Below are 22,635 nucleotides of genomic sequence, written 5' to 3'. Positions count from 1 at the left end.
CTCCTCCTTTATTTACCAACAATTATATTTCAAATTAACTAACCGGTCAATATCGTTTTTAGGGGTTAGTTTAAAAATACAGAAAAAAAAGGATCAACTGCTATAAGTTGATCCCCTAAACTTCTTCACATTTTCGATCCTGGAATTTTGCTACCTTTTTCCGGTTCCCACATATTTTCATAGAACACCATTTTCGTTTTCCGCTTTTATCTATAAATAATAAAACACAGTCAGGGTTTGAACACCTTTTAAGGAAAATAAGCTTATTTTCTGCTATTAACGTTAAAGCATCAAATGCAATTAACGATGCGAGTACATCCTCAATTTCCCCAACTGGGATAGGGACTAGACGCTGTTCAATGACTTTATATGTAAATGGTGCCTTCTCAATTTGTTTTTCTAAATATGTAATAAAATCATTAGAAATTTCGTGCTGATCGGCAATTGTCTCAAACTGTTTTCGCAATACTTCTCTTGCCTCTAATATGCTAGATGTAACTTGATTCATGCGCTCTTGAATTCCTATAAGTGTTTTTTCATTCCAAAAAGGCAGATTAATCTTTATTACATGTAGCCATTCTAATACATCTTCATCCGTTATTAATAAATCATAACGTTGTCCACGCCTAACTAGCTCTGTATTTACTAAATCTAATGAGAGATTTCCAGATATAAGCGGGAATTGTTTTGTTTCCTGCATGTACTCATCACCTACTCTTTAAACAATCATATTCCAAATTAATACAGAAGTACAACTTTTTTATAAACTATAAAGTATGAAGATCAAAGCCTTTAGCCATAATTACGACTAAAGGCTTTTTTGTATATAACTAAAAAGGAGCTGAATGTATGGAACATAATAAGAATGGAATGCTTGCTTTAATTGTTTTGTTTGTGGGACTAGCTTTTTTTGTTTTCGGTATGGTTTATCATTTATGGGGAACAGTCTAAAAATAAATAGTAATCCATTTAGAAGAAATTCAGACACAACATCCATGTCTTCATCTCATTAAGCACCAATAATCATTTACCTAGTTATGAAACCCCTCATTATGCTTCAGAGGTTTCCGCTTTAAAACAATTATAAAAAAAGGCCCCATCAATGGGGCTCTCAAAAAATAATATAAGTAAATGAATTAAAACAAATAACAGACAACTAAAATATATAAGATTAACATCATATAATCTATATATATGCAACATTACATAAAATTCTTTATTATTACATGCTATACTAAAATAGGAGTCGACAATCGTTATTTTCTTCTTATTTTTAAAGCAATATGGATATACCTTCTTAACTCATTTGGATTGTACAAGTAAAAGAAGACATCTTACTAGATGTCTTCTTTTCTTATATTTTTATGAATTCCTTTGAGCAGATGCTCTCCAAGCACGAAAAGATGTTGGGTGTCCAGAATGAGCTCTTTGCTTTGCAGCAGCAACAGCTGGTTTTTCTTCAATAGTCGTTGGTTTCTCTTCCACAATCGCTGATTTTTCTTCAAGAGTAGTCACAGCAGTTTGTATTTTTTCCAACTGCTCTTTTAAAGCTTGCTGTTCAATCTTTAAATCCGTAAGTAATCGTAAAATCATTTCAGAATTGGCCATAAAGATCCTCCTTCCCCCAATACACAGAATAAAATACAATATGTCATCAGCATACTACCCGTGACAAAAATAAGGTCGTCAACTCTTTTAAAATCTAAGCACTTTTTATTTTTCAAAAGGACCTGCTCAAGATTATCCGTAAAAACATAAAGTAAATTAAATCCATTATTAAATGGTCTTTATGGAAGGAGGAGTTAATATGGGATATGGCGGTAGTTGTGGTGGAGGCTGCGGTTTCGGCGGCGGATTCGCTTTACTTGTTGTGCTCTTTATCTTATTAATCATCGTTGGCGCTAGTTGTTGGGGCGGCGGATTCGGCTGCTAATAAGAGGCACTCTTGAGAGTGTCTTTTTTTTGTGTTTTTGGATGTACAACCCCTTCGCATTGGTAGCTTATCAACGTTACTAGTTACTGTCATAAGGAAATCGTATCCTTGTAATTCCCCCTCGAAATTCGCACATTTTAAAATTGACATAGCACTTTATGCACCATATACTGTTAACAACAGTATACTGTCAATAACAGTATAAATTCTAATTCATTCAAGGAGGTATATCCATGAAACATACAGGAAGACATACAGGTGCATTCCTTTTGTTATTTCTAGCTGAAGGAGATAACTATGGCGGGCAATTACTGCAAAAGTGCGAGGAAGAACTTCCAGTCAATCCAATCGATAGCGCCATTTTATATCGTACGCTAAAGAAATTAGAAAACGAAGGTGCAATTGAATCTTACGTAAGTACAGATCATCAAGACAAACCGAGAAAGATGTACAAAATTACACCTGCTGGAAAGGAACAATTGGCAGATTTCCAAATGGATATTGAAGAAAAAATGAAGAACTTATCCTTTTTCATAGACAAATATAAGGACTTAAAGGATTCCGACCATGATTAATGGCGTGATCCTTTACACTTTAGCCATTATTCTTACGGGGATTTCTTTTATGAAAGATCGCAATAAAACGAAAGATGCTCTAATGAAATCATGGAAAATGTTTCGCAATCTTCTACCTGCGATGCTTTCCATCATGCTTTTCGTTGGCTTATCGCTTTCTATATTAACGCCGTCTTTCATCTCTTCTATTATTGGGGAGCAATCTGGATTCATCGGTATTATTTATTCAGCAATACTCGGCTCCGTTGCACTTATTCCAAGCTTCGTCGTATTTCCTCTCGGTAATACATTAGTCCAACACGGCGCAGGCCTCCCTCAAGTTGCGGCACTTATGTCTACACTCATGTCAGTAGGAATTACAACCTTGCCGATGGAACAAAAAATATTCGGACGAAGTTTTGCTTACGCACGTAATGCATCTGCATTGCTCATGTCACTCCTATTCTCCTATATCATTTGGGTGGTGATGGTATGAAGGAACTAAAAAGATATCGCTTCTTTTTCATCTTACTACTGGGACTCATTGTATTAACTTTTATAAATCAATCTTTAGGATGGAGCGCATTACAATTAACAGGAAATAGCATTTTAGATATGTTGTTTCTACTCCCCCCTGTCCTAATATTTGTAGGATTACTTGATCAATGGGTGAAAAAAGAAACGCTCATGAAATATATGGGTGAAAATTCCGGCATATACGGAATCTTATTCTCTCTATTATTAGGCGGCATTGCAGCTGGTCCGCTCTACATCGCCTTCCCAATTGCGGCACTACTCTTACAAAAAGGCGCCAGCATTCGGTACATCGTATTTTTCTTAGGCGTTTGGACAACTGCGAAATTGCCAATTCTCGTGTATGAATTCTCTTCATTTGGAGCTACTTTTACACTCATTCATATTGGTTTCGGTTTAATATTCTTTTATGTTATGGGGCTTATTTTTGAGAGGTTTTATGATCAGGGGCAGTTGCTTCGGTATGATGTTACGGAGGAAATATAATCAAATTGACCATAAAATAGGAATATGATATATTTTCGGTAGAGTGCTATATAAGTATGACATCAAATAAAATGGCATATAATAAAAGAAGCGATGCGCTAACATCTCTTCCCTAACTGCTACCGTATAGGGTGGTAGTTATTATAAGTTATTTCTTTTTACGAAACCCACCCTTCTGCTTCCTACGGCGCGGAGTGGTTTTTTTGTTGTCCTTATCTAGAAGTTGCTTCCGCAAAAAATACGCTGAAACTTCGCGCACAGTCGCTTTGACAAACTCTTTTACAAGGTCAAACAAAAAGTCCATATTATCACCTTCTTTCCTTCCAAATAGAAAGAAGGGATAACCACCCACCCTCACAATACGCAGTTGAATTTATTTTATCAAATAATTGTAAATATATTATGTAAACAAATGAAATTTCTTCGTTTGGAACTACTTTTACACTTATTCATATTTGTTTGGTTTAGTATTCTTCTATGTAATGGAGCTTACTTTTGAGAAGTTTTATAATCAGGGAGAGTTGCTTCGGTATGATGTTACGTAGGAAATGTAAGATTAACAAACATTTGATAACAGATGCAGAAGAGCGAACTGTCATTGTAGAAAAAGATAAAACAACATTAACAACTTGTTACCCCTTTAACTATATCGGTGACGCCTCCTTTTTAGTTTAGAAGCATTAACATAACCTTAATTCGATACAGTATAATAAATGTATAATACATAAAATTCAGTTTTCAGGAGGTGATTACCTTGAGTAAAAACGTGAATTTACTTCTTCAAATAGTAATTGGAATTATCATTATAATCGCGCCCATTATCATCACAGGATTAATGTATGACGGATCGACAGCTATGGGCAACTTATTAATTGCAGAATTTATTATGAGAATACTTTCCCTCATTATTGGACTTTTAGTTATTAGTAAGGCTTTGCATCTTTATTCCCAATAGCTATTCATCCTCAAAAAGGAAAGCCATTGCACATACCATATTCATACAAATAAACTATCGATTATATTGTATCCTCACTTCATTGAAATTACACCGACCATTCTTCTGTATTAAAATATCCAAAACAAATGTTACGAAAGAAATATAAAAAGACATCTTTATCTCTTAAAGATGTCTTTTTATATAAACCTTAATTCTCGTTCTGTAAAACCCTCGCTGCCGTTACTCCCTTTTTCTCTTCTTTTAAAAACAACGATACGATAAAAGCAACAATGATAAAGACTAACCCTAATGTAAACGCACCTTGGAATCCTGATGTTAAACCGTTTAACTTCTCCACTGGATCCAGTGGATTTGCAGAGCTTTCCATATACTGAGTTGTTCCTGAAGACATTTTTGAAATAAAGATAGCCGTACCAATTGCGCCAGCTACTTGTTGCAACGTACTAAATAGTGCTGTTCCGTGCGGATATAAATCTGGTGTTAATTGATTTAACCCATATGTTTGTGCTGTCATGACAAACATGAGTCCAACCATTAATACGCTATGCATAACAATAATTTGTACCATTGATGTATCAGGAGTAATGCCTTTAAATAAGAACATTGCTATCCCTACTAAAACAATACCAGGAACGATAATAACTTTCGGACTAAATTTATCAAATAGTTTACCCGCGATTGGTCCCATTATGGCGCTAATAACACTTCCCGGAAGCATGATAATTCCTGATTTAAAAGCTGTAACGAGTAACACTGTTTGCAGGAACATCGGTAATAAAGTCATCGTTGAAAACAATGACATCATCACAATGACGATTAATCCAACTGATAATGTAAACATCGGAACTTTAAATGCGCGTAATTCTAAAATTGGATTTTCAATTTTTAATTGTCGAACGGCAAAAATACATAATGAGATAAGCCCAACAAGTAAAGTGCCATACACTTTCGCATCAGACCATCCTAAATCACCCGATGCACTAAAGCTATACACAAGTCCGCCAAATCCTAATGTCGATAAAAGGATAGATAGATAATCTACTTTTGGTCTTGTTAACTCTGAAACATTTTGAATGTACTTCCTCCCAATCATAATTGAAATGATCACGATCGGAATAACAATATAGAATAACCAGCGCCAATTTAATGAATCCACAATTACTCCAGATAATGTAGGACCAATTGCCGGAGCTGCCATCATCACAAGTGCGATTAACCCCATTGTGGCACCACGTTTTTCAGGCGGACAAATGATTAAAATCGTATTCATTAATAACGGTGTAATTAATCCCGTCGCTACAGCTTGGACGATACGGCCGACTAATAAAACGGAAAATGTCGGTGCGAATCCCGCAATTAATGTACCGACTAAAAACGTTACCATAGCGATCAAAAACATTTGTCTCGTTGTGAGCCATTGCTGAAGTAACGCTGTAATTGGGACTAAAACCCCAACTACCAACATGTAAGCTGTAGAAAGCCATTGAATCGTTGAAGCTGTTACATCAAATTCTTTCATTAATACCGTTAGCGCATTACCAAGTAATGTTTCGTTTAATAATGCAACCATTGCCCCTAAAAGTAACGCAATTAAAATGGGGGTATGTTTCATATTAGAAGTATCAACTTTGCCACTTGCAGGGCTCTTAGTTGTCATATTCATTTACAAATTCTCCTCCTATTTCTTACTTAAAAATCTTTAAATACACCGGAACACATGTAATATAATATACATATGTAGATTAAAAAGGGAGAATCAATTGTCAGCCACTGTATACTTAATCTACAAAAAAGGAGAATTGTAGATGAACGATAATGAAAAACAACTCGATTTACGTATTAGACGTACACATAAATTACTATGGGATTCCTTATTTGAATTAATGACGCAATCAAAACAAAAATATAGTACGATCACCATTAACCAAATTTGCGACCGTGCGATGGTACACCGAACAACCTTTTATAAACATTTTGAAGATAAAGATGCTTTATTAGCATTTGGATTTAAACGATACAGCAAGATGATTGCGGGAATACCGGTTTCAGATCGATTAAGTAAACCATTTCAAGTAATGGAACAATTTCTACATCATGAAGAAATCGGTAAAATATTAGAGACGCAAATGTCTGATGAACAATTTATTAGCCGGACACAGTATTTAAGTCACGAAACGAGAAAACAAGAAATAGAAGCGTTAAATCAACTTTGTAAAAACCATACGATGCCAAATGATTTAATCATTGAATTTTATTCAGGGGCAATCACCTCATTAAGCGCATGGTGGTTTAAAAATGAAAGAAAAGTTTCTGCAGCTGAAATGGATAGGTATCTCCACCAACTTATTAATCGGGATATTTTTCAGTTTGGAGAGGAATAAGACTACACCTTTTCAATCATGCAATCAAATTGACCACAAAATAGGAATATGATATATTTTCCGTAGAATACTATATAAGTATGACATCAAATAAAATGGCATATAATAAAAAGAAGAGATGCGCTAACATCTCTTCCCTAACTGCTACCGCTTAGGGTGGTGGTTATTATAAGCTATTTCTTTTTGCGGAACCCACCCTTTTGCTTGTGACGGCGCGGAGTGGGTTTTTTGTTGTCCTTATCCAGAAGTTGCTTCCGCAAAAAATACGCTGAAACTTCGCGCACAGTCGCTTTCAGAAACTCTTTTACAAGGTCAAACAAAAAGTCCATATTATCACCTCCTTTCCTTCCAAATAGAAAGAAGGGATAACCACCCACCCTCACAATATGCAGTTACATATATTTTATCAAATGATTGTAAAGATATTATGTAAACAAAACAAATGAAAGTTTACATAGAAAAAAAGCCCTTCTAAACTGGGCTTTTTATATACATACTATTACTTCCCAATTGTTCTGAAAAAAACGTCGATAAATTTTCATTTCAAATATTCAGAATTAATATTAAAATAAGCGATGGGAGAAGGGGTATAGAATTATAAATTATACATAACGAGGGAATAGAAATGAAACTACAATTAAAAGCGGATTTAATGCTACTACTAGTTACATTCTTTTGGGGTGCATCCATCTTACTTACAAAGATTGGACTTGAAGGCATAGAAGAATACAATTTAATCGCATTACGATTTATTATCGCCTTTCTTTTATCAGGTTTAATATTTTACAAACATTTATTCAAAATCGATTTTAAAACTGTAAAATATGCATTTATACTCGCTTCTGTTTTATTTATCGTTTACATTTTCGCGACTTTCGGCACAAAGTATACGAGTGTTTCTAATGCTGGTTTCTTACTATGTCTCACAGTCATTTTCATTCCGATATTATCAGCTATATTTTTAAAACACATCCCTGAAAAGAAAGTTATAGTAGGAATCATTTTAACGATAATAGGAATTGGTTTATTAACATTAACTAGCGAATTCAAGATCGGTAATGGCGATATATTTTGCATACTGTCAGCCTTATTTTATGCCATTCACGTCATCATTACCGGAAGCGTAACAAAACATGTGAACTCCATTGCACTGGGAGTCATACAACTCGGTTTCGTCGGTCTATTTAGTCTTATTTTTTCATTCATTATAGAAACGCCAAAACTGCCTAGCACAACCAACTCATGGCTAATCATCTTAGCCTTAAGCATATTTTGCACCGCAGTAGCATTCATCGTGCAAGTTATCGCCCAACAATACACAACGCCCACACATACAGGGCTTATCTTCTCATTAGAACCTGTCTTTTCCGCAGGCTTCGCTTTCGTTTTCACAGGTGAAACGCTCACAGGAAAAGGATACTTAGGCGCGACGCTTATATTAGTAAGTGTGTTGATTGCTGAGGTTGATTTTAAGGGATTGTTGCGGGTTAATTATAAGAAGAATATAGAGTAAACATTTTACTATGATCAATAAACATACCCTAGAAAAATATGAGTTTATATTATTTTCATTCTCTTCACTTAGATCTTCTTTTAAATGAGACTTTTTAGATGCTATCTTCAAATAAGATAGCATCTAAAATTGTTAAAAAGAATTCCCCCCTGGTATCTTCTTATACTTTATGTAGTCTTCATATTTAACCTTTTCTACGTTTTTTGAAGAAAAGATGTTCAAAATTACTTACTGAATATAGTCATACAGATTTTTCGCTAACAATAAACAAGTTACTGTAATGAAAAGAGCACGAACATACCCGCTTCCTTTTTTTATAGCAAATTTGGATCCGACGATTCCTCCAGCAATTTGAGCAATCCCCATTATAAAACCATACGCATAGTTTACTTGCCCTACATACATAAATATCAACAATGCACCAACATTACTTCCTAAATTAAGAAACTTCGCATTACCTGCTGCTTTTAAAAAATCATATCCAATAAATAAAAGAGCAAACATTAAAAATGAACCTGTGCCAGGACCTAGAAATCCATCATAAAAACCAATAGCAAAAATAAAAAAGGTAAAAACAATGACGTGTCGACCAGATAATTTCTTATGAGTAGAAATACTACCCCAATCCTTTTTGAATATCGTATAAATAGCGACTGCACCAAGCATTACCAGCATCAATGGCTTCAGTATTTCTGGGTTCATTAAATGAACGGTCCATGCACCTACTATAGAGCCTATGAAAGTGATTGGGAATAATTTTAAAGCCGATTTCAAATCAAGATTACCAGAATGATAAAACACAATATTACTAGTTGCACTCCCCATTGTTGATGCTAATTTATTCGTGGCTACTGCACTTGCTGGATTCAATCCTGTAAATAATAAAGCTGGTAAGGCGATTAATCCACCACCACCTACAACTGAATCAATAAATGCAGCTACAAATCCAAAAACAATCAAAATCATTAATATAGATGGGTCTAAATAAAAATCCATATTAGTAGCCTCCCCTTAGTCACTATTGTAATAGTAACTATCAATTTGCTAAATGTAAAGAGTTATTGTAACGTTGAAATATAAAGTGAAACTTTAATCAGTGGGGGGTTTTGTTCATCCCCCACTGATTATTAGTTGAACCAATCGGGCTTTTACGGGCAGTTGATCCCCCACCTAACTTCTTTGCTTTCGCTGAATTTTGAGGTGGGGATCTTACTGCCCGTTAAAGCGGGATAAAAGCAAACATCGGAGGAAGAAAAAAGTGGACTACATCGTACAACAGCTTAAAAAAATTGGTTTCAATGAATATGAAGCTAAATCTTATGTATCTCTTGTGAAACAGGGGCCTGTCACAGCCTATCAAGTGAGTAAGGATTCAGGTGTCCCAAGAGCGCGAATTTATGAGATTTTGGGTAACCTTGTAGAAAAAGGAATTGTCATGAAAGAAGAAATAAATGACACCACTCGCTATTCACCTCTACCTGTTGAAATCTTTTTACAGAAGGCTCAATCAGAATGGCAGTCTACTTATGAAGGAATTAGTGATTCATTAAAAAAACTAGAAACTTCCGAAGAAAAAACGGATAATCGAGTCATTACTTTAAAAGACAATCAAACAATCATTAGCTACTGTCAGACATTAATAAAAAAAGCAGAACAACGTATTGTCATTTCAATGTGGGATGAAATGTATGAAGCGTTAAAAGAGGAACTATCTGAGGTAGCTGATAAAGTTTCAGTACAAGGTATTACCTTACATGTTGAAAATCCAATTAAAAATCTAGAAGCTCATCGGATCACACCCTATACAGAAACTCTGTCTACAGAACATTGGTTTATTTTATCGATAGATTCTAAAGAGATGATTTATGGACCATCAATTGAAGAGCGTAATGTTGCTTTTTATACAGATGACCCCGTTCATATATACTTATTAGAGGATTATGTATGGCATGATGTTTTAGTAAATCGACTTGTCCGACGTAGCCAAGATGATTTGCAGCAATGGATTACTACAGAGAGAAAATCCTTCTTTATGGGGAAATAAGAAACATATTGAAAGAATAAAGCATAAGTGAATACCATGGAAAACTTATGCTTTATTTTATATGCAAAGTAATACTCCAATCTTTTCACTATTTCCCCTCCACAAACCGCCCAAACTCCTTCATAAACCTCAATTTAAAACTACCAACAGGCCCATTCCGATGCTTCGCCACATGAATCTCCGTCATCTCTTTCTGCACCGTTTCCTTATCATAATAATCCTCGCGATACATAAGCATAATGACATCCGCATCTTGCTCAATTTGTCCTGTCTCTCTTAAGTCGGATAAAAGAGGTCGCTTATCTTGCCGTGACTCTACAGAACGAGATAATTGCGACAATGCTACTACACAAACATTTAAATCACGCGCTAATAACTTAAGCTTACGCGAAATCTCACTAATCTCTTGAAATCGATTACCCTTATGCTTCGGATCTCCCGTAATAAGCTGCAAGTAATCTACAATAATTAAAATCTTTTTATCCCCATGCTTCCTCTTTAACTTACGAGTTTGCATCCAAATATCTTGCACAGTAACGCCTGCATTGTCGTAAATCTCAAATGGCAGTTCACCAATCTCCGCAAACGCCCTACTCACCTTTTCCCAATCTTCCATCGCAAAACGATGCTTCGGATTTTTCAGCCTACCTCCTGACACTTCACCTACACAAGAGGCCATCCTTTTTAACAATTGCTTGCTACTCATCTCTAACGAAAACAATCCAACCGCCGCTCCAGACTTCGCCGCATGCAGTCCAACATTTAGCGCAAACGCAGTCTTCCCCATAGAAGGTCGCGCACCAAGGACAACAAAATCACCATCCTGCAATCCGCACGTCATTTTATTTAGCGATGTATAACCAGTCTCAATACCAGTAATCTCTTTCGCATCTTGATGAAGCTCTTCATATAAATCAACTAGCGCATCCTTCAAATCAAACTCACATACACAGTCCTTTTCCTCTAACTCACAAAGTGCTGTAATCGTCTCACCAATAATTGTCTCACTCTTCTCGGCAATAAGACGCTCTCCCATCTTGTGCCCGAGAACACCCGCCTGATACATTTTCCAGGCACCTCGAACAAGCCCCTCATAATAAGAGAAGTTGGCAGTTGTCGGCACCCCATCCATTAATCCTATAAAATACTCCATTCCCCCGATCCCCTCTAAAAACTTCGGATCCACCCTAGAAATGAACGTCACAAGATCAATCGGTTGCCCCTCTTCTTCCATCTTTCGCATTAACTGAAATATAGACTTATGCACCGGCATCGAAAAATACTGCTCCGTCAAACGGCACTCCTTAATAAGCTCTCCATCAAGTAATAGAGAACCTAACACCGTCTTCTCCGCCTCCACATTTTGAATACTCATGGACGCCACCCGCGCTCCGCTAAAAAGCGCTGCAACTCTTCCTCAGACGGCGCATTCTTCTCCCACTCCTCACACCTCGCCAAAAACTCCTCCGTCTCCCCCGTACTCACAGACGAATCCTTCTTCCGAAACTGAGCCGTATCCGCCTCAACCTCACACACTTTCGTAAACCCTTTCCCGTGCCACCCTCTCAAAATGCCCTTCACATAAGCAACCGTCCGCTTATTATTCTCAAACGCAATTTGAAGAGCCTTCAGCACAAGCTCCTCTGACAAATCTTCCATCCACGCACTCAATTCCTCCACAGTATGAGGAGACAAACTACCGAAATGTTGCTCATAAAAAGAAAACACACGACTCCCCGTTTCTTCCTCTATAACCTCTTCTTCCTCTGTCTCCTCACAAACTGGCTCAACATCATCCACAGCCAAATCGCCAGGCATACCGAAATGCGCTAAAAGCATCGGAACATTCAGCTCCTCCTCCACGCACCTCTGAAGAAACATATGTACAAACTCCTTATTCTTCACACCTTTAAGCTCACGAAGCACACACTTCTCCACATTCGTATTCGTCACTGGATTATAACGAAGCCAATTTAAAACGAATAACTCCCGAGTATCCGCATCATAAAGAATCTTCCCATAATCAATGAAGCGTTGCACAAGCTTATCAACAGTCTCCCGATTATAACCCGTCTCCATCTCAGCTAACCGCTTCGGAAAAGGAAAAATCCTACACTGCGTCGTCTTCGAACAAGTCAACAAATACACATAAAAATACCGCTCCTCCGGCGTCAAATCCAAAACAAAATCATCCTGCCAAAAATTCACCTGCACAGTACGATACACCGCCATCCCAATTCCTCCCGTCTCCGTTCAAAAGTGAAAACCTCTTCATAATATATATGGGAGGATGGCAGGGTTTTTGGCGTGTTATTTCAAATTTTTTTCGACTCCTACTACGGTGTTTGTAGTTGTTTTTGTTTTGTTGTGTTTTTTCTTAGTGATTTATTACTTGGTAGGGGCTTGTAAGGGGCTTAGGAGGGGCTAGTTATCGGTTACTTCAATTAGAAAGACTCGATCTGAGAAGCCACCTCGTTCTTCTGCTTTCTTTTTACGGATGTTGTTAATTTCTTCTAGTGTTGTGCCTTCATGTTCGGCTAGGGCGTTGATTAGTTCTAGTAGGTCGGAGAGTTCTTCTAGTTTATGTTCTTTTGTTGTTGTTTCTAGGTATTCGGTTAGTTCTTCTTGTGTTTTTTTGCAGATTTCTTTTATGTATTCGTCTTGGGGTAGGATTCTTGTTGTGGGTGTTTTTCCGTTGGTTTTTATTATTTGTGGGATTTTGTTTCTGATTAGTTTGTTGTAGGTTGGCATGTGGGTTTCCCTCCGTTTGGTTTTTCTTCTATTATAATGGAAAAGCAGTTTAACTAGGGGTTAAACTGCTGCATTGCTTCTTTTATATAGTTTTCTTCTTCGGTTGTGAAGAGGGTTGGGAATTCGGATAGTGGGAGGTTGGATTTTTGGATTATATCCTCTATATCGCTTTGAGGTGTATCAAGATAGTCCGTTACCTCTTCTATTACATTGAAAAATTCCTTCAAGGTAACTTGAACGTCATGATAACCCGGATCCTTCTCCTCTTCCTTATACTTTTTCAACTTCCCTATCACATCCATAAATCGCCGATCAAACTTTTCTTTTAATTCCTTATTATTATAAAAAGCTTGAACACTATCCTTCGAAAAATGTTCCTCTAACCATTCTTTATTTTCTTTCTCCCATATGAAAGTTTGCAAAAACGAAGAAAACAAAGCAACATCCACTCGTTCTTCCTTTTGAAACTTTCTCGTCATCTCATCCATATGCGAAAGCACCTTAGCAATTCTTTCTTGCTCTACCAAAAGCAATTCCCTTTGAAAACGTATTTGTCTTAAAAATTCTTCCGTCTCTATATCACGCTGCAAAATAATATTTTGAATTTCCCCAAGCGAAAAACCCAGATGCTTAAACGATTGAATTTGCTGTAGCACATACAAGTCATCTTTCGTATATAACCGATGCCCACCCTCAGTATAATCGCTTGGCTTTAATAAATTAATCTTGTCATAATAACGAAGCGTCCGCACCGTAACATCCCCAACACTTGCAAACTCACTAATCATCCACGTCATATCATCACCTACTCCGCTAACTTCTCTTTCACATACTGAAACATATGAGAAAAACTCATCTCATTCTGCCTACAATATTGAAACAAACCTACAACAAGGAATAAAAAAGGAATATTCCCCCTATAACGATTTTCATACTCACTAATACCATCATAAAAGTACTCATACTTTCTATTTCGTAAAACGATATAAATCGCAATAAATAACACTGCAATCATAATAAAAATTCGCTTCCCCTTTATCTCCACTTCTTTTTTCATCACCTATTCTCCTTCCACTACATACTTATCTTCTTTAAATAACGGAATTCGAATGAAATAACGATATGGCTCGTCGCGTATTACTTTCCACGCAATAATGATCACTTGAACTACCTCAAAGACAAACACAATCCAAAATAAAATATCACTAATACGCGAACTAATATTAAATAGAAGAAAGATTAACAAATGAAAGTTGAATGCCTTTCGGCAATGATATTTGTACACTTCATTTTTACGTGCCAGTGTGATGTACATGAGTAGTGGTGAAAAGATTCCTATTGCGGCTGAGAGTATTAGCATGATGATGGTGTTTCTTTTTTCTTTTTTGGTGGTTTTCATAGTTAGTTTTGCCCCCTTTTTGATTTGTCTTCTTTAGGTTAGGGGATGACGTTGGGGGAGGTGCAAGGGGAATATGTAGAAAAAAATTGATTAATGCCGATATAGATAAAATCAGATTTTCACCTTAACAGGGGGGAGGTTGTAAGTATGAATAATAGTAACTATCTACATATAGTCTGTACAATTATTACATTCAAGCAAATCAGATATACTCTAATAGTTCTAACCCACCACATTTCATTTAAATACCGGCCAAGTTAGGGCCCTATGTTATTTAATTGCATGTTTGTGCAGAGTGATATCTGCTATTTATATAAATGCTTAGCATTTAATTTGTTAGCAATTATAACCTTTCAATGTGACCTAATGTTTTCGAGCCATTTAGATTAAAAAATCAAGTTTTGGCAAGTTACTTTATATAACATCCATTTTTTACAAACATGTAAATATTAGTTATAATTTACACAATAATTACAATAGAGGTGAAAACATTGATTGAAACACAATTAATCCATTTCTACAAAAAAAGATTAAGTAATTTTAGCTTAGTATTTAAACACCTAACCCTTAATATTATAATTACGATTTTAGCTGTCACAATAAGTACTCACTTTTTTCTTTCTCGCATAGTTGAAGAAAGTGTGCATTCTGCACTTGAATTCTATATATTAAGTGTTACTGTAGGAATCTTGCTAATATACATACTTTTAATACGGCCATATAATATTTTTACTATAAATGAATATAATATTAAATTCCGCAGCACCCAATGGGAAGCCTTCCGTATGTTATTATTAACAAAATTCCTATTTTCAAGTAACCTATTGAATAAAAGGAATGCCAATAATACAGAGAACACGGAACAACATATCAAAAAACTAGAGTCTTTAATTGACCTACTTCAAAATAGGCTGGATAACAATAAAAAGGAAAACCTCTTAGCTGCCTTAGGTTCCAATATTAATACGGCTGTTATTTTCTTGATTCCCGTTTGGACGGCATTTAACAGTCAAATCTTTATGCACAAAGACCTAACAATAGAGCAAGGATTAAAACGCCTTCTCCTAATCTTAATAATTATGATTCCATCCATCTGGTTTTTCTTCATGTTTAAAAGTGCTATTAAAGATTTTAATTTCTTTTCAATAGATAAATACTTAACCGATTTAATTGATATACTAACTCAATTAAAAGTTATCCTTACCCTAGATAACCCCAATTACCTAAAAAAGTATTACTCTGCGAAATTAAACGATTTGATTGAAAATCAAATTAAAGATTACGAATCTACTTTACACACAAAAACAACATTTTCATTTAAAAATATTCCTTGGAAAAAACTATATTATTTTCCATACTTACAAAGAAAACTGGATAACTATTAATACTTATTACATTTTTCAATCCAAAAGAGCATCAATCGCTAAAGATGCTCTTTTGGATCAACTCTCTTTCTTAAAAGCTTAGATGTTCTTTGTAAATGTCAAGATGATCATGTACATTTTCACTTGTTTAAGCATGTACAAATTTAATCGTTTTCTTTACTGAAATGATCTTTAATTCGGTATGATTGTCCTACAATGCTAACAACGGTAGCGTGATGTAATACACGATCTAGTATGGCATTAGCTATTTTAGGGTCCTGAAAGATTTCATCCCATGATTTGAAATTTACATTTGTAGTTAAAATCGTACTACGTTTTTCATAACGCATATCAATGAGTTGGAAAAATAATTTTGCATCCTCCGGATCAATTGGTAAATACCCAATTTCATCGATGATAAGCAATTTATACTTTGTGTAGTGTTTTAATCTTGATTCTAGACGATTCTCAAGCTTTGCACGCTTCAAATTTTGAAGTAAATCATGACACTTAATAAAATAAGTGCTTGTTCGTTTTTTAGCTGCTGCTATACCTACCGATGTCGCTAAATGGGTTTTACCAACACCACTAGGTCCTAAAAATACTATGTTTTCTTGTTGTTCTAGGAAACGTAGAGAAATAAAATCTAAGATTTGTTGTTTATTAATACTTGGCTGGAATTCAAAATCAAATGCATCAATCTCCTTTCTATGAGGGAATGCGCCCATTTTTACCATAGAGTGAATCATATTTTGTTCTCTTACATCAATTTCATAGTTTGTCAGCTTAACCAGTGCTTCCACGAATGACAATTGATTATTAATACTAAAATCAACGACTTCCCCTAAATGTTGTGTCATTTGTTTTAATTTTAAATACTCTAGGTTTGTGGTTAACTGTTGATAGCTATTCTTCATTTCTATATACCTCACCAATTACTGATAAATTTTGTTTCGCCAAATTGTCAATGTTCGGATATTTTGGTAGTGACTTAGCCAATGCGTTTTTATAATGTTCTTCTTTATAATTAAGCTTAGATTGACTGATTTTATGTTGTACAATTAACTTCATGTTATGATAAACATATATTTGATTATCATAGACTTGTAGACCAACGGTCTTACCTTGATACTCAGCTGGCACTGAGTATTGATTTGATTTGTAAGATATCATTCCTGACGCATTTACTTTTACAAGCTTATGTTTAATCTTATAGGAATCTCTTATTGTACTCGTAGGGAGTGGCTGTAAGAGATTCTTTTCTTGTTTTAAGGCAAACACCGGAATCTTACCAGTTCCCTGATGAAACGTTTGATTAATTCTTTTACATAACCTTTGTACAAATTCATGCAATTCTTCAAAAGTAAACTTGCCTTGATAAGCATGAATTTCATCTAGAAGTTTCATTGGAGCTTCTATTTTTCCTTTTGTATTTGGACGTCCTGCAATACAAGGTTGTACCTTAAATCCGAAATCCTGGGCAAATTGTGCAAACTTATTATTAATTGTTCCTGAAAAATGTTCTGTTCGAGCCTCATCCATTACAGTTTTCATATTATCTGTAACGATTACCTTCGGTACGCCACCAAACGCTTCAAATGCCTCTGTCATAAATGACAGTAATACACTTTGGGATTTTGAAATATTCAAGTGGAAAACTCTAAAGCGTGAATAAGATAGTAGAAGTACAGCCACATTTACAAATATCGTTTCACCATCTTTCGTTTCAAACTTTATGCTTTCTTTCCAATCTAATTGCGCTTGTTCAGCAGGAGGTGTTTCATAACGAACCTTTCCTGGTAAGTTTGAAGCAATACGTTTACCATCCTTAAAATATTTTTTGAATTCAGGTTTCCTATTGATATAGGCACGAAAAGTAGACTGGGAACATTGCAAACCATGATTATCCGTTAGATATTGCCATAGAACCCGCATATAGTAAAAAGTTTGTTTAGATTCATCTGATAAAAGATCTACAATCACTTCATAATAGGCATCGATTTTTGATGTTCTATTTTTGGTTCCTTTTGGTATAAAGCCATTCATGTATTTATCAATGGTACGTCGATCAACCTTCAATTCTCGCGCTAGTTGACTTTTATTTATTTTCATCTTTAAGTTCTCCATTAAATTTTTAAAATTAGACAAGTCTGTAAGACTTTTAATTGTAAATTCCGTTGGAATATCTAGTTTGATATACACACTAACCACCTCAAAGTCAGTATGTAGAATCCTGTTGAAAATGTACATGCTTATTCAAGTGTTAATGTGTACATTTAAACTAGCATTTATAGTTCTTAGTAATCTTACAATAAAACGGATTCTTTTAGATAAAGAAAAATACCTGGTTTTATTTTAGGTTCATATGTCGAACTGCGTATCTTTACGCTTGCCTCACTTTATAGGTCAATCCAAGTGTTGAATTATCACTTTTAGAGCAGGTACATTAGCAAAAACTTTTTTTATGATTCTGCCTATAATTATTTAAAAGACATTTAAATAAAATACAACCAAAATTGAGCCTACCTTTTATATAGAGAAAGCTAACTTTTATTTGGTTATGATCACCAATTGATTTCCTCCTTGCTAAACATTGCATTGAATTTTGATCTTATCCGTCTCTGAATCAAAAATCATTAGCATTCTTTCCCAAACATCAGCCTTCCACTCACTTAACGTGAGTTTCTTATATAAATCATATTTTTGAGCTATCTCCCTTAAATAAAAATAGTATTCTAAAAATATTTGATCTTGAAATCCTTTATCTATATTACCTTGTAAAAATCCAAACTATATACACCCTATCATCACCTACTCTCATAACCTCTATTTACAAACTGCAGCATATAAGAAAGATCCATCCCCACATTCTGCTTACACCACTGAAATGAATACACAAACCTAGCAAAAAACACATTAAATTCCAATAAAAAAGCCATATCAAAAGCATACTCCGATGTCATTTTGATACAGCCTCATCTATATTCCCTTAATCATTTTAGAAACATAAAGATATTAAAAATTTAATATACCTACAAAACATTACCGTCCTTTATATAATCATAGAGCTTATTATCAATTGATTTCTCCATAATCATATTCATCGTAACAACCGGTAGTTCTTTTCCATTTTTATCTTGCATTTCAGTTTGTTCTACACTTGCTTTATCAGGTCTCGCTTTTCCTAAATAGTAAAAGTCGCTTCCCTCGTCATCATCTTTTTTCACAAAAATATGGACATCAATATTATTTTCTTTAGCATCAATAATTGTTTGAACTTCCTTTGATTTTAATGTTCTATTACTTCTTGTATACCATTTCAGAACATCTTGATTAAGGAATTCATCACCGTAGTCCACACTGGATTCTACCTCATCATTTTTATGGTATGTGATAAATATTGGACAAGTATAGTACTTTGTCTTATAACCATACATAGTTGAGCTCTCATCATTATGCCAATTTAAAAGTTTACAGACATCTTTTCTTGAGTACTTTTTATAGACAGTAAGGTTACTATTACACTCATAGTTCTTGCTCTTTTCTTTCGCACTCCTAACGATGTCCATAACCATATACTTAAAGTATTCATTTTGTTCTAAGCTTTTTCGGATAGAATCATTAAACATATATGTCTTATTGTTCTGTAAAGAGAGAATTGGCTTTTCTCCATATTTCTTTTGACTGTTTTGTGAGAAAAACTCTAATTCAAAAATTCGTTGTACTGAAGTAATCGTTTCATCATCTATTAAGCAATTAGTTTCTTCAAGTTGTTTTATATACTCATCCTTATCAACTTTTTCTTGCTTTAATAATAAGTCTAACAAAACGATTTCGTTTTTACGTTTTCCATTTAATACTTCCAATGAAAGCATTGTTAAAACTTTATTTTCGTACTCTGTTAATGCAGGCACATCTTCTTTCATTTTCAATAGGAACTGATAGTAGTTCGAATATCCTTCTACAAGTACAACTGGATCAATAGAATAGTTTACGATAAAGTCATATAGATATGGAATTCTTCCTATTCTATTTTTCAACTCACCAAACGCTTCCTTTAATACTTTCATTGCTGTTAAATTACTATTATTAATAGCTTTAAAGATTCGTTTTTTCGCTATCTCCTCAAAGTTAACTGTTGAAATACCTTTAATATAACTTGTGTCATTTATATATCTGCGTATATTATCTTTATTTTGTGATCTATCTCCTGAAAGGGCAATTGGAATTAAATAGTTGTTTTTATAGTTTCCAATGAAATCAATAATCGTAACAAAATCTTTCGAATCATGTTTCCGAAGCCCACGCCCCAGTTGCTGTATAAAGATAATACTCGATTGAGTTTGTCGCAACATAACAACTTGGTTCACACTTGGAATATCAATTCCTTCATTAAAAATATCTACCGTTAAAATATAATCCAGTATGCCATTTTCTAATTGGTTCACACGCAGTTCTCTTTCCTGTTGGGAATGATCACCGGTTAACGCAAATGTGCGAAAACCTTTTTTATTTAAAGCATGTGATAATTGTTCTGCCTCATCTTTTCGACTGCAAAACATTAATCCTGTTACCTTCTCACCAGAAAAACCATAATATTTTACTTTTTCAACTACATGATCCACTCGCTCTTCCGTAACAAGTTTAGATAAAGCAGTAGTGTCATCTATCTTTTCACCATTATATTCAAAATCAGTTACTCCAAAATAATGGAAGGGACACAGCATATCTTCTTCAAGTGCTTCTTGCAATCGAATTTCATAAGCAATATTGTAATCAAATAGCTCATAAATATTAAAATTGTCTGTACGTTCAGGTGTAGCGGTCATTCCCATTAAAAATTTCGGTTTAAAATAATCAATAACTCTATGATAAGAACTAGCACCCGCTTTATGAACTTCATCTATTAAAATATAATCGAATAGCTCAGGATCAAATTGATGTAAAATATCCTCTTTTGAAATGGTTTGGATCGTCGCAAATAAATACTTAGCATTCATTTGCTTATTTGATCCTGATAAAATTCCAAAATCCTCATCTACTCCACCAAGAACCTTTTGAAAATCTGATTTTGCTTTATTTAATATTTGCTCTCGATGAACAATAAATAGCATCCGTTTAGGTGCAAAATTTCTGACATCAAATGCTGAAAGATATGTCTTCCCCGTTCCTGTTGCAGAGATAACTAATCCTTTTTCTTTTCCAGCGTCTCGAATAGCTTGTATTTCTTTTAACGCAGCTTGTTGCATTTTATTGGGAGTAATTTTCAAAGCTTCTTCAATTGAATTATGATATTGACCAGGTAATTCTATAACTCGATCTAGTAACTTATTTTCTGCAACTTGTTCATATATTGTTTCGTAATTTCCAATTAACTCTTCAGTTAATACTTGAGAATGCTCCCAAACTTCTTCAAATTGATTTTTAAAATGCTGTACAATCTCTCCATCTTCATGCGATGTCAACTTAACGTTCCATTCATAGTTTACCTTCAAAGCATGTGCAGTCAGATTTGAACTACCAACAATTAATGAACAATGCGTTTTGTTATCAAATATGTATCCCTTTGAATGAAAACCAGATAAGTTTGTTAATCTTACTTCTACATTTTCAAGTTTCATTAACTCTCTAAACACTTTTGGTGTATTAAAATTTAAGAATGTAGATGTTAATATACGTCCTTTAATCCCTTTTTGTTTAAGATCAAGGAAATGTGATTTTAAAGTCGCTAGCCCACTTTCCGTAATAAAAGCTACTGAGAAAATAAAAGATGTACTATTTTCTAGCTCCTCCAACAATGAGTTTAAAACATTTTCATTTTTTTTCGTATTGTTTACTAGGGTGTGTCTAAAAACTATTTCTATGATAGGATTACCTCAAATCATTTAGAGAGGGGTATTTTCTATGACGCCACGCCGCTACGAACTTACAAATGAACAATGGGAACAAATCAAAGACTTTTTCCCACCGTATTTTACTGGTCGTCCGCCTAAAAGGAGTAATCGTGAAATGTTCAATGCTATTTTATGGATAGCTAGGAGCGGCGCTCCCTGGCGTGATTTGCCGGACCATTACGGATTATGGAAAACCGTGTATGCTCGCTTCTGCAAATGGCGTGATGAAGGTGTCTTACTGACTATTTTTCAAGAATTAAATGCTGAACCGGATCTTGAAAACCTCAGCATAGATTCAACCAGTATCAAAGCGCATCAACATAGTGCTGGTGCAAAAAAAAGGCTGTAAATCATGAGTGTCATCAGCATATTGGCATGAGTCGCGGTGGAAAAACTACCAAAATCCATGCAATTGTTGATGGTTTAGGCAACCCCATTTTATTTCATTTGACTGGCGGAAATATTTTTGATAGCACTCCTGTTTGCGAGCTTTTGGATGAAATACCGATTAAGGGCAGCAATATTCTTGGTGACAAGGCCTATGGTTCTCATACGATTCGTAACTATATTACCGATCATGAAGCAACCTATACCATTCCACCCAGGTCAAATGCGAAAGCTCCTTGGAATGTGGATTGGTATTTATATAAAGAACGCCATTTAGTGGAGTGTTTTTTCAATAAAATCAAGCATTTCCGTAGAATCGCAACACGTTATGATAAGCTGGCATCTTCTTTTTTAGCCTTTGTGTATATCGCTGCCATTTTTCGATTAACACAATGAACAACAGTTTTTAGACACACCCTAATAATTTTGGCTTATAT

At 34.8% G+C, this 22,635-nt stretch carries 23 protein-coding genes and 4 pseudogenes; 12 read left to right on the top strand and 15 right to left on the bottom strand.

Annotation, left to right across the window (positions count from 1 at the left end; genetic code table 11):
- Positions 1–115 precede the first annotated feature (115 nt).
- Positions 116–700, bottom strand: coding sequence for a CGNR zinc finger domain-containing protein (locus tag QCI41_RS23220; RefSeq protein ID WP_353836554.1), 585 nt, complete (start codon positions 698–700; stop codon positions 116–118).
- 662 nt (positions 701–1,362) lie between these two features.
- Entirely contained in the window at positions 1,363–1,608 is a 246-nt protein-coding gene (locus QCI41_RS23215; RefSeq protein ID WP_046957167.1) for a hypothetical protein, read from the bottom strand.
- A 199-nt stretch (positions 1,609–1,807) separates the two neighbouring features.
- On the opposite strand from QCI41_RS23215, the gene QCI41_RS23210 reads away from it, so the two are divergent.
- The 7 genes and pseudogenes from QCI41_RS23210 (at position 1,808) to QCI41_RS23185 (ending at position 4,462) form a co-directional block, all read left to right on the top strand.
- Entirely contained in the window at positions 1,808–1,933 is a 126-nt protein-coding gene (locus tag QCI41_RS23210) for a YjcZ family sporulation protein (RefSeq protein ID WP_000540377.1), read from the top strand.
- 233 nt (positions 1,934–2,166) lie between these two features.
- Positions 2,167–2,508 (top strand): PadR family transcriptional regulator, encoded by a 342-nt coding sequence (locus QCI41_RS23205; RefSeq protein ID WP_000683186.1) that lies wholly within the window; start codon positions 2,167–2,169, stop codon positions 2,506–2,508.
- The gene (locus QCI41_RS23200; protein WP_327962294.1) at positions 2,501–2,983 is read left to right on the top strand and encodes a hypothetical protein; all 483 of its coding nucleotides are present in this window, start codon (positions 2,501–2,503) and stop codon (positions 2,981–2,983) included. Before QCI41_RS23205 ends, QCI41_RS23200 begins: the two co-directional genes overlap by 8 nt.
- Positions 2,980–3,507, top strand: a complete 528-nt coding sequence (locus tag QCI41_RS23195; protein ID WP_353836555.1) for a permease — start codon at positions 2,980–2,982, stop codon at positions 3,505–3,507. The genes QCI41_RS23200 and QCI41_RS23195 overlap by 4 nt, the downstream gene beginning before the upstream one ends.
- Positions 3,508–3,921: 414 nt before the next feature.
- Positions 3,922–4,052 (top strand): annotated as a pseudogene (locus QCI41_RS30760) (permease); the annotation flags it as partial.
- A 7-nt stretch (positions 4,053–4,059) separates the two neighbouring features.
- Positions 4,060–4,182, top strand: a pseudogene (locus tag QCI41_RS23190) (class D sortase); the annotation flags it as partial.
- A gap of 79 nt (positions 4,183–4,261) precedes the next feature.
- The gene (locus tag QCI41_RS23185) at positions 4,262–4,462 is read left to right on the top strand and encodes a hypothetical protein (protein WP_353836556.1); all 201 of its coding nucleotides are present in this window, start codon (positions 4,262–4,264) and stop codon (positions 4,460–4,462) included.
- Between the two features lie 190 nt (positions 4,463–4,652).
- Here the strand turns inward: QCI41_RS23185 and QCI41_RS23180 are convergent, their stop codons facing one another.
- A complete protein-coding gene (locus QCI41_RS23180) occupies positions 4,653–6,128 on the bottom strand; it encodes an MDR family MFS transporter (protein ID WP_353836557.1) in 1,476 nt (491 codons plus the stop codon).
- A 142-nt stretch (positions 6,129–6,270) separates the two neighbouring features.
- On the opposite strand from QCI41_RS23180, the gene QCI41_RS23175 reads away from it, so the two are divergent.
- Complete coding sequence (locus QCI41_RS23175; RefSeq protein ID WP_353836558.1) at positions 6,271–6,846, top strand: TetR/AcrR family transcriptional regulator; 576 nt, start codon at positions 6,271–6,273, stop codon at positions 6,844–6,846.
- Positions 6,847–7,019: 173 nt separating this feature from the next.
- Here QCI41_RS23175 and QCI41_RS23170 read toward each other — a convergent pair whose 3' ends face one another.
- On the bottom strand, positions 7,020–7,175 hold the full coding sequence (locus QCI41_RS23170) for a hypothetical protein (RefSeq protein WP_353836559.1): 156 nt from the start codon (positions 7,173–7,175) through the stop codon (positions 7,020–7,022).
- Between the two features lie 296 nt (positions 7,176–7,471).
- On the opposite strand from QCI41_RS23170, the gene QCI41_RS23165 reads away from it, so the two are divergent.
- Complete coding sequence (locus tag QCI41_RS23165; protein WP_353836560.1) at positions 7,472–8,359, top strand: DMT family transporter; 888 nt, start codon at positions 7,472–7,474, stop codon at positions 8,357–8,359.
- A gap of 228 nt (positions 8,360–8,587) precedes the next feature.
- Here the strand turns inward: QCI41_RS23165 and QCI41_RS23160 are convergent, their stop codons facing one another.
- Positions 8,588–9,355 (bottom strand): TSUP family transporter, encoded by a 768-nt coding sequence (locus QCI41_RS23160; RefSeq protein WP_353836561.1) that lies wholly within the window; start codon positions 9,353–9,355, stop codon positions 8,588–8,590.
- Positions 9,356–9,617: 262 nt separating this feature from the next.
- On the opposite strand from QCI41_RS23160, the gene QCI41_RS23155 reads away from it, so the two are divergent.
- Positions 9,618–10,403 carry a TrmB family transcriptional regulator gene (locus QCI41_RS23155; RefSeq protein WP_353836562.1) on the top strand — a complete coding sequence of 262 codons (786 nt, stop codon included), beginning with the start codon at positions 9,618–9,620 and terminating at the stop codon, positions 10,401–10,403.
- Between the two features lie 88 nt (positions 10,404–10,491).
- Here the strand turns inward: QCI41_RS23155 and dnaB are convergent, their stop codons facing one another.
- The 6 genes from dnaB to QCI41_RS23125 form a co-directional block, all read right to left on the bottom strand.
- Positions 10,492–11,778: a replicative DNA helicase gene (gene dnaB / locus QCI41_RS23150; protein WP_353836563.1), complete on the bottom strand. Its 1,287-nt coding sequence runs from the start codon at positions 11,776–11,778 to the stop codon at positions 10,492–10,494.
- Positions 11,775–12,635: a DnaD domain-containing protein gene (locus QCI41_RS23145; RefSeq protein WP_353836564.1), complete on the bottom strand. Its 861-nt coding sequence runs from the start codon at positions 12,633–12,635 to the stop codon at positions 11,775–11,777. The genes dnaB and QCI41_RS23145 overlap by 4 nt, the downstream gene beginning before the upstream one ends.
- A 192-nt stretch (positions 12,636–12,827) precedes the next feature.
- Positions 12,828–13,154, bottom strand: coding sequence for a nucleoside triphosphate pyrophosphohydrolase (locus QCI41_RS23140; protein ID WP_353836565.1), 327 nt, complete (start codon positions 13,152–13,154; stop codon positions 12,828–12,830).
- A gap of 53 nt (positions 13,155–13,207) precedes the next feature.
- Positions 13,208–13,951: a MerR family transcriptional regulator gene (locus QCI41_RS23135; protein ID WP_353836566.1), complete on the bottom strand. Its 744-nt coding sequence runs from the start codon at positions 13,949–13,951 to the stop codon at positions 13,208–13,210.
- 8 nt (positions 13,952–13,959) lie between these two features.
- Positions 13,960–14,211, bottom strand: a complete 252-nt coding sequence (locus QCI41_RS23130; RefSeq protein WP_353836567.1) for a hypothetical protein — start codon at positions 14,209–14,211, stop codon at positions 13,960–13,962.
- A gap of 3 nt (positions 14,212–14,214) precedes the next feature.
- On the bottom strand, positions 14,215–14,553 hold the full coding sequence (locus QCI41_RS23125) for a magnetosome magnetite crystal formation protein family (RefSeq protein ID WP_353836568.1): 339 nt from the start codon (positions 14,551–14,553) through the stop codon (positions 14,215–14,217).
- A gap of 785 nt (positions 14,554–15,338) precedes the next feature.
- On the opposite strand from QCI41_RS23125, the gene QCI41_RS23120 reads away from it, so the two are divergent.
- Entirely contained in the window at positions 15,339–15,938 is a 600-nt protein-coding gene (locus QCI41_RS23120; protein ID WP_353839241.1) for a hypothetical protein, read from the top strand.
- A gap of 143 nt (positions 15,939–16,081) precedes the next feature.
- On the opposite strand, the gene istB is transcribed toward QCI41_RS23120, so the two are convergent.
- The 4 genes and pseudogenes from istB to QCI41_RS23105 all read right to left on the bottom strand — a co-directional run.
- Positions 16,082–16,834, bottom strand: a complete 753-nt coding sequence (gene istB / locus QCI41_RS23115; protein WP_098866930.1) for an IS21-like element IS232 family helper ATPase IstB — start codon at positions 16,832–16,834, stop codon at positions 16,082–16,084.
- Positions 16,824–18,119: an IS21 family transposase gene (gene istA / locus QCI41_RS23110; protein ID WP_353836570.1), complete on the bottom strand. Its 1,296-nt coding sequence runs from the start codon at positions 18,117–18,119 to the stop codon at positions 16,824–16,826. Before istA ends, istB begins: the two co-directional genes overlap by 11 nt.
- A 444-nt stretch (positions 18,120–18,563) precedes the next feature.
- Positions 18,564–18,701 (bottom strand): annotated as a pseudogene (locus QCI41_RS30755) (PD-(D/E)XK nuclease family protein); the annotation flags it as partial.
- 248 nt (positions 18,702–18,949) lie between these two features.
- Positions 18,950–21,757, bottom strand: a pseudogene (locus QCI41_RS23105) (DEAD/DEAH box helicase); the annotation flags it as partial.
- 64 nt (positions 21,758–21,821) lie between these two features.
- Between QCI41_RS23105 and QCI41_RS23100 the strand changes: the two are divergent.
- A protein-coding gene (locus tag QCI41_RS23100) for an IS5 family transposase (RefSeq protein WP_483299041.1) occupies positions 21,822–22,594 on the top strand; the annotation gives its coding sequence in 2 pieces (ribosomal slippage) (positions 21,822–22,152 and positions 22,152–22,594; 774 coding nt in all).
- Positions 22,595–22,635 lie beyond the last annotated feature (41 nt).

Source organism: Bacillus cereus group sp. MG4 (assembly GCF_040460055.1).
Classification (GTDB): domain Bacteria; phylum Bacillota; class Bacilli; order Bacillales; family Bacillaceae_G; genus Bacillus_A; species Bacillus_A wiedmannii.
This window is presented reverse-complemented; position numbering and strand designations above follow the sequence as displayed.